At 50.8% G+C, this 7,956-nt stretch carries 6 protein-coding genes and 3 pseudogenes; 3 read left to right on the top strand and 6 right to left on the bottom strand.

Features of this window, described 5'->3' with window-relative positions; translation table 11 throughout:
- Window positions 1-300, top strand: a pseudogene (locus tag BGK49_RS06095) (IS1-like element IS1X2 family transposase); the annotation flags it as partial.
- Window positions 301-486: 186 nt separating this feature from the next.
- Here BGK49_RS06095 and tyrB read toward each other — a convergent pair.
- The 3 genes from tyrB to dnaB all read right to left on the bottom strand — a co-directional run bounded on the left by tyrB (window position 487) and on the right by dnaB (window position 4,480).
- On the bottom strand, window positions 487-1,680 hold the full coding sequence (gene tyrB / locus BGK49_RS06090; RefSeq protein ID WP_000486975.1) for an aromatic amino acid transaminase: 1,194 nt from the start codon (window positions 1,678-1,680) through the stop codon (window positions 487-489).
- A gap of 252 nt (window positions 1,681-1,932) precedes the next feature.
- Window positions 1,933-3,012 (bottom strand): alanine racemase, encoded by a 1,080-nt coding sequence (gene alr / locus BGK49_RS06085; protein WP_001147344.1) that lies wholly within the window; start codon window positions 3,010-3,012, stop codon window positions 1,933-1,935.
- A gap of 52 nt (window positions 3,013-3,064) precedes the next feature.
- Window positions 3,065-4,480, bottom strand: coding sequence for a replicative DNA helicase (gene dnaB, locus BGK49_RS06080; RefSeq protein WP_000918363.1), 1,416 nt, complete (start codon window positions 4,478-4,480; stop codon window positions 3,065-3,067).
- Between the two features lie 82 nt (window positions 4,481-4,562).
- On the opposite strand from dnaB, the gene BGK49_RS06075 reads away from it, so the two are divergent.
- Window positions 4,563-5,546 (top strand): quinone oxidoreductase, encoded by a 984-nt coding sequence (locus BGK49_RS06075; RefSeq protein ID WP_000235537.1) that lies wholly within the window; start codon window positions 4,563-4,565, stop codon window positions 5,544-5,546.
- A 164-nt stretch (window positions 5,547-5,710) separates the two neighbouring features.
- Here BGK49_RS06075 and pspG read toward each other — a convergent pair whose 3' ends face one another.
- The 3 genes and pseudogenes from pspG to BGK49_RS06060 all read right to left on the bottom strand — a co-directional run.
- On the bottom strand, window positions 5,711-5,953 hold the full coding sequence (pspG, locus tag BGK49_RS06070; protein WP_000891404.1) for an envelope stress response protein PspG: 243 nt from the start codon (window positions 5,951-5,953) through the stop codon (window positions 5,711-5,713).
- 133 nt (window positions 5,954-6,086) lie between these two features.
- Window positions 6,087-7,123: pseudogene (gene dusA / locus BGK49_RS06065) on the bottom strand (tRNA dihydrouridine(20/20a) synthase DusA).
- A 362-nt stretch (window positions 7,124-7,485) separates the two neighbouring features.
- Window positions 7,486-7,788: pseudogene (locus BGK49_RS06060) on the bottom strand (DUF2713 family protein); the annotation flags it as partial.
- Window positions 7,789-7,809: 21 nt separating this feature from the next.
- Between BGK49_RS06060 and BGK49_RS25605 the strand changes: the two are divergent.
- Window positions 7,810-7,956 (top strand): IS1 family transposase (locus BGK49_RS25605; protein ID WP_001393286.1); only part of this gene is annotated, 147 nt, incomplete at its 3' end.

Here is a 7,956-nt window from a genome sequence, read left to right as displayed (position 1 = left end):
ACGGTTGTGGCGCACGTCTTCGGTGAACGCACTCTGGCCACACTGGAGCGTCTTCTGAGCCTGCTGTCGGCCTTTGAGGTCGTGGTATGGATGACGGATGGCTGGCCGCTGTATGAATCACGCCTGAAGGGAAAGCTGCACGTTATCAGCAAGCGTTACACTCAGCGCATTGAGCGACATAATCTGAATCTGAGACAACATCTGGCAAGGCTGGGACGGAAGTCACTGTCGTTCTCAAAATCGGTGGAGTTGCATGACAAGGTCATCGGGCATTATCTGAACATAAAACACTATCAGTAAGTTGGCAGCATTACCGGAAAGGAATTCCAGTTAATTGGGATAAACTTAACAATAAAAGAACTGACAACGTTTTATTATCTCTCACGTAGAACAACGGCATCAAAAAAATCATCTACAAAGAAATAGTGAAAGCGACGACAGTTTAATTTCACTGCAGGCTGGGTAACTCCAGCCTGCTTTCCTGCATTACATCACCGCAGCAAACGCCTTTGCCACACGTTGTACATTTGCCGTATTTAACCCGGCGACACACATGCGACCGCTGGCGATGAGATAGACACCAAATTCTTCACGTAGTCGGTCAACCTGAGCGGCACTTAAACCGGTATAACTGAACATGCCGCGCTGATTAAGCAGATAATCGAAATTGCGTTCTGGCATCTCTGTGCTTAATACCTTCACCAATTCCTGACGCATTGCCAGAATGCGAGTACGCATCTCTTCTACTTCCGCCAGCCAGCTGGCTTTCAATGCCTCGTCATTCAGCACTGCAGCCACCACCTGCGCACCCAAATTCGGCGGGCTGGAGTAGTTGCGGCGAACTGTTGCTTTCAATTGCCCCAGTACGCGGCCAGCGGCTTCGGCATCTTCACACAGAACAGAAAGTCCGCCGACGCGCTCGCCGTAAAGGGAGAAAATTTTCGAGAACGAATTGCTCACCAGAGCGGGTAATCCAGCGCTGGCAATGGCGCGAATAGCGTAGGCATCCTCTTCCATACCGGCACTAAATCCTTGATAGGCAATATCGAGGAATGGGATAAGCTCGCGGGCTTTGAGAATTTCAATCACCGCATCCCACTGATCATTAGTGAGATCGGCACCTGTTGGGTTGTGGCAACATGGATGCAGCAACACAATACTGCGGGCAGGTAATGTTTTCAGCGTCGCCAACAGGTCATTAAAGCGCACGCTGTTAGTCGCTTCGTCATACCAGGGGTAAGTACTCACTTCGAATCCAGCCCCGGCGAATATTGCTACGTGGTTTTCCCAGGTAGGATCGCTGACCCAGACGCCTGATTCCGGGAAGTAGCGTTTCAGGAAATCCGCGCCCACTTTCAATGCCCCTGAGCCGCCAAGGGTTTGAATGGTTGCTACGCGCTGTTGTTGCAGTACCGGATGGTCCGCACCAAACAGCAGCGGCGCAATGGCATGGCGATAGCTGTTAAGCCCTTCCATCGGTAAATAAAGCGAAGCGCCATGGGGCTGCGCATTCAGGCGCGCTTCCGCCTCCGCCACGGCTTTCAGTTGTGGAATAATTCCGTCTTCGTTGTAGTACAGACCGATACTTAAATTCACTTTGTCGCTGCGAGGGTCTTCTTTAAAACGCTCCATAAGCGTAAGAATCGGGTCGCCAGCGTAGGCGTCAACTTTTTGAAACACGCGATGGTTCTCCAGGTTTACGGGCAGGTGGTTAAAACACAATAAACCGGAAGAAGGCGAAGAGCGAGTGGATGTTCAGGAGCGAACGGCAATTAGCAACAGAGTGAGACTCATGACAAACGAACATCCGCCAGAGGCACGACCTTTATAAGAGCATGAAAGAACATCAACTTATTGAATTTTTAGGATTTTATTGGCCGGATAAGGCATTCACGCCGCATCCGGCACAGACAATCAAATATTACAGAACGATTAATCCACGTATTTCATCGCGACCCTTGAAGTCAGGCGCGTAATAAGTTCGTAAGCGCTCACTTTTGTCATTTCAGCGATACGTTCTACGGGCAAACCTTCGCCCCATAAAATGACCGGATCCCCGGCTTTGTCCTGCGCCTGTGGACCTAAGTCTACGCAGATCATATCCATCGCCACGCGCCCGACAATCGGTACTTCGCGACCGTTCACCAGCACTGGCGTACCGGATGGAGCGGCGCGCGGATAACCATCGCCATAGCCCATCGCGACTACGCCAAGACGGGTATCACGTTCGCTTACCCAGGTTCCACCATAACCAACAGGCTCTCCGGCTTTATGCTCACGCACGGCAATCAGGCTGGAGGTTAGTGACATCACTGGCTGACAGCCAAAATCGGCACCGGTGGAGCGATCTTCCAGCGGCGAGACGCCATAAAGAATGATGCCCGGGCGCACCCAGTCAAAATGCGATTGTGGCCACAGCAGAATGCCACCCGACGCGGCAATGGAACGTTGACCAGGTTTGCCTTCGCAAAAGGTATTAAAGATAGCGAGTTGTTTCTCGGTTGCGCCACATTTTGGTTCATCCGCGCGCGCAAAATGGCTGACGATATTCACCGGCTGACGAACGTTTTTGCACTGTGTCAGGCGATGATAAAACGCCCCAGCCTGTTCCGGCCTTACGCCCAGACGGTGCATACCGGTATCGAGTTTCATCCAGACGGTAACCGGCTCGTCCAGGCTAGCCTCTTCCAGCGCAGCCAGCTGTTCTTCGTTATGCACGGCGGTATGAAAATGTTGCGCAGAAATCGTCGGCAGATCTCTGGCATCAAAAAAGCCTTCGAGTAACAGTACAGGTTTGGTGATTCCCCCCGCACGCAGTCGCAGAGCTTCTTCGAGACGGGCTACGCCAAAGGCGTCAGCATCGGGGAGCGTTCGCGCGGTCTCAAGAAGACCGTGACCATAAGCGTTCGCTTTCACCACCGCAACCATTTTACTGGCAGGGGCCAGTTCACGAAGACGTTGCAGGTTGTGTCGCAGAGCGCGGCGGTTAATCACAACAGTTGCCGCTTGCATTTGTGTTCCTTGATAAGTGTTTGCTTTAATTACCTAATTCATAAAATAATTATTATTCGTCGTCGTACTGCGGCCCCGCATAGTTGTCGAAGCGCGACCATTGACCGTTAAAGGTCAGGCGTACCGTCCCGATTGGGCCGTTACGTTGTTTACCGATAATAATTTCCGCGATGCCTTTTAAATCACTGTTTTCGTGATACACCTCATCACGATAGATAAACATGATCAAGTCCGCATCCTGCTCGATAGAGCCAGATTCACGCAGGTCGGAGTTGACCGGGCGTTTGTCGGCACGTTGTTCCAGAGAACGGTTCAACTGGGACAGCGCCACCACCGGCACGTTCAGTTCTTTCGCCAGTGCTTTCAGCGAGCGAGAGATTTCTGCAATTTCCAGCGTACGGTTATCGGAAAGCGCCGGTACGCGCATCAGTTGCAGGTAGTCGATCATGATAAGCCCGATGCCGCCGTGTTCACGGGCAATACGGCGTGCGCGGGAACGCACTTCCGTTGGCGTCAGGCCGGAGGAGTCATCGATATAGATATTGCGTTTTTCGAGCAAAATACCCATGGTGCCGGAAATGCGCGCCCAGTCTTCATCATCGAGCTGCCCGGTACGGATTTTAGTCTGGTCAACGCGCGACAGCGACGCCAGAGAACGCATCATAATCTGTTCTGAAGGCATCTCCAGCGAGAAGATAAGTACTGGTTTATCCTGCAACATCGCCGCGTTTTCGACGAGGTTCATCGCAAATGTTGTTTTACCCATCGACGGACGCGCGGCGACGATGATCAAATCCGACGGCTGCAAGCCAGCGGTTTTTTTGTTGAGATCGTCATAACCGGTGTTTACTCCGGTAACGCCATCGTGTGGCTGCTGAAACAACTGCTCAATACGCGCCACGGTTGCGTCGAGCACATCGGCGATGTTCTTCGGCCCTTCGTCTTTGTTTGCACGACTTTCGGCAATTTTAAAGACGCGGGATTCAGCAAGGTCCAGCAGATCTTCGCTGGTACGCCCCTGCGGATCAAAACCGGCTTCAGCAATCTCATTCGCAACCGAGATCATCTCACGGACAACGGCACGTTCACGCACGATGTCAGCATAAGCACTGATGTTCGCCGCACTTGGCGTATTTTTTGACAGCTCTGCCAGATAAGCAAAACCACCGACGCTATCGAGTTGCCCCTGGCGTTCCAGCGATTCCGCAAGGGTAATCAGATCGATAGGACTACCGCTTTCCTGCAAACGCGCCATTTCAGTAAAGATATGGCGGTGTGGGCGGGTGTAAAAATCGTCTGCCACCACACGCTCGGCTACATCGTCCCAGCGTTCGTTATCCAGCATTAAACCGCCCAACACCGACTGCTCCGCTTCGATCGAGTGCGGAGGCACTTTCAGCCCGGCAACTTGTGGATCGCGTTCGCGGGGTTCAGCCTGCTGTTTGTTGAAGGGTTTATTTCCTGCCATAGTGAATGGAGTTACCGAGATAAAGAATGGGTCGAAACTTTACCATATGAAGCAGACCCTGACGATACGTTCTGGAGGACACATGGCAACACGAATTGAATTTCACAAGCACGGTGGCCCGGAAGTACTTCAAGCCGTAGAGTTCACTCCTGCCGATCCGGCAGAGAATGAAATCCAGGTCGAAAATAAAGCCATCGGCATCAATTTTATCGACACGTATATCCGCAGCGGCCTTTACCCGCCGCCATCACTACCCAGCGGATCAGGTACCGAAGCGGCAGGCATCGTGAGTAAAGTCGGCAGTGGTGTAAAGCATATTAAGGCAGGCGATCGTGTAGTCTATGCGCAGTCGGCGTTAGGCGCTTACAGCTCTGTGCATAACATTAATGCGGATAAAGCGGCGATTCTGCCTGCGGCTATTTCTTTTGAGCAAGCTGCAGCATCTTTCCTGAAAGGCTTAACGGTTTATTATCTGCTGCGCAAAACCTATGAAATTAAACCCGATGAACAGTTCCTGTTCCACGCAGCGGCTGGCGGCGTTGGCTTGATTGCCTGCCAGTGGGCAAAAGCTCTGGGCGCGAAACTTATCGGCACCGTAGGAACCGCGCAAAAAGCGCAGAGCGCGCTAAAAGCCGGCGCGTGGCAGGTTATTAACTATCGTGAAGAGAATCTGGTCGAGCGATTGAAAGAGATCACCGGCGGTAAGAAAGTGCGCGTAGTGTACGATTCCGTGGGCAGAGACACCTGGGAACGGTCGCTGGATTGCCTGCAACGCCGCGGCTTAATGGTCAGTTTTGGCAACTCATCAGGTGCGGTTACCGGTGTGAACTTAGGCATTCTCAATCAAAAAGGCTCGTTGTATGTGACACGCCCTTCCCTGCAAGGCTATATCACCACGCGGGAGGAATTAACCGAGGCCAGTAATGAACTGTTCTCTTTGATTGCCAGCGGTGTGATTAAGGTCGATGTCGCCGAGCAGCAGAAATATCCGCTGAAGGATGCGCAGCGTGCGCATGAGATTCTGGAAAGCCGGGCGACGCAAGGTTCCAGCCTGCTGATTCCATAAAAGAAATAGGGCTTCCACCTGGGAAGCCCTTTCTTTTTATAGTCGGCTGTATGTAGGGTACAGCACGATGAATCTGTTAGAGGCGCAATAGTGACAGATTTGATTATCAATTCCTATTTTGTTCTAAGGATAAAACCTTAGGTTGTGATCATCCGCACAATCCCTTAGTAACGCCAGCGGTCATAACGCTGATATTTAGGCACTTTTGGTGCTTTAATCGCCTTAATAACCCACACCACCGCAATCGCCAGTAGTAACCACGGCAGCAACTTAATCATCAATGCCAGCATACCGCCGAGGAACATAATGGCCGTCGCCACAACCAGCGCGGCGATAATGCCCAGCAACGAAACGCCGGTGACCATCAGCATGACAAAAAAGCCAATCACAAAAAGTAGTTCCAGCATGATGCTCTCCCAAATATGAAATCTCTTGCTGGCATTACAAGAATCATGCCAAAAATAATCTATTGATTTAACAGCAAAACGCCCCGCGACGGTGCGCAGGGCGTGGTGAATTTGACTACTTTTTGGTGAAAAGTTAACGCTTATCCGCCACCAGTTTGAGCGCGTGTTCCAGCACATTAATGTCTGCACCCGCTTTATGGGCATTTTCACTTAAATAACGCCGCCACTGCCGCGCGCAGGAATACCCTGGAACAAGCCCAACATATGCCGGGTAATATGGCCGAGATACGTCCCCTGGCTGAGTTCACGCTCAATGTACGGATACATGGCGCGCACTACCGCCACCGGATAGGCATCGGTATCCGAGGAACCAAAGATCTCCCGGTCTACCGCCGCCAGAATACCCGGATTCTGATACGCCTCGCGCCCGACCATCACGCCATCCATATGTTGCAGGTGTGCTTTGGCCTCTTCCAGCGACTTGATACCACCGTTAATCGACATTGTCAGATGCGGAAAGTCACGCTTCAGTTGATACACACGCGGATAATCGAGCGGCGGGATTTCACGGTTTTCTTTCGGGCTTAACCCCGAAAGCCAGGCTTTACGTGCATGGATGATGAACATCCCACACTCGCCTTTGCCGGAAACGGTGTTGATGAAATCGCAGAGAAATTCATAGCTGTCCTGGTCATCGATGCCAATACGCGTTTTCACCGTCACCGGAATCGACACCACATCGCGCATCGCTTTCACGCAATCGGCAACCAGCTGCGCATTACCCATCAGACACGCACCAAACATGCCGTTCTGCACCCGGTCAGACGGGCAGCCGACATTCAGGTTGATCTCATCATATCCACGCGCTTCTGCCAGCTTCGCACACTGTGCCAGCGCCGCCGGATCGCTACCGCCGAGTTGCAACGCTACCGGATGTTCTTCTTCACTGTACGCCAGGTAATCACCTTTACCGTGAATAATCGCCCCTGTGGTCACCATTTCGGTATACAGCAACGTATTGCGGGAAAGCAGACGCAAGAAATAGCGGCAATGTCTGTCCGTCCAGTCGAGCATTGGTGCAACGCTAAACCGACCACTCCAGTGAACGTCAGTTTTTTCAGGCATTGCGCTGGTTTGGTTGATTTTTTGCATTTCAGAATTACCGTGCATTTTCAAATGTAGAGATTATTTTATCGATATATCATGGGGTTATGTTATTCAGCATCACTATTCAGGAGGCTCAATAGCGGGGTACTATACCATAACAACAGGAAGCGCCTGTCTCATTGCAAAAGAAAATTGAGATCCTCTCAAGGCATGAAGCTCTCACGAAGTGATGGAAATAATCTTATTAGCCGTTAACTTTGTTAAGGCCAATGATAAACAATCCAGGTTCGACGATAAATAAAAAATCACACATTAAACTCTGGTGATATATCTCCCTGCTAATAGCATTGATAGAGAAAAAAGAACCCAATAAATATTGGGTCCTTTTATATAATGCCTTCCATACTATCGAAGAACTTCACATATTATTTCTCCGATTTAACCCCGAACAAATCATAAATTAATTTAGAAGTGTCTGTAAGTATTTTAATCTCTTCCTTTGAGGTTGGGTCAAACGACTTCGCGAAGCTAATTAATTGTGGTGCAGCATCTCGCATTTTGCTTAAAATATCAGGATCGAGCGTCCCTTCATTCACCAGATGTGACATCTTATCCAGATAGCCATCAAAATTCATTTCTCCCCCATCAGCCAGACGCTTCATCTCTCCCAGGTACTTCTTCATATCACGTTGAGGGTGATGCTGCCAACTTACTGATTTAGTGTATGATGGTGTTTTTGAGGTGCTCCAGTGGCTTCTGTTTCTATCAGCTGTCCCTCCTGTTCAGCTACTGACGGGGTGGTGCGTAACGGCAAAAGCACTGCCGGACATCAGCGCTATCTCTGCTCTCACTGCCGTAAAACATGGCAACTGCAGTTCACTTACACCGCTTCTCAA

Source organism: Shigella sp. FC1544 (genome assembly GCF_001722145.1).
GTDB lineage: Bacteria > Pseudomonadota > Gammaproteobacteria > Enterobacterales > Enterobacteriaceae > Escherichia > Escherichia coli.
This window is presented reverse-complemented; position numbering and strand designations above follow the sequence as displayed.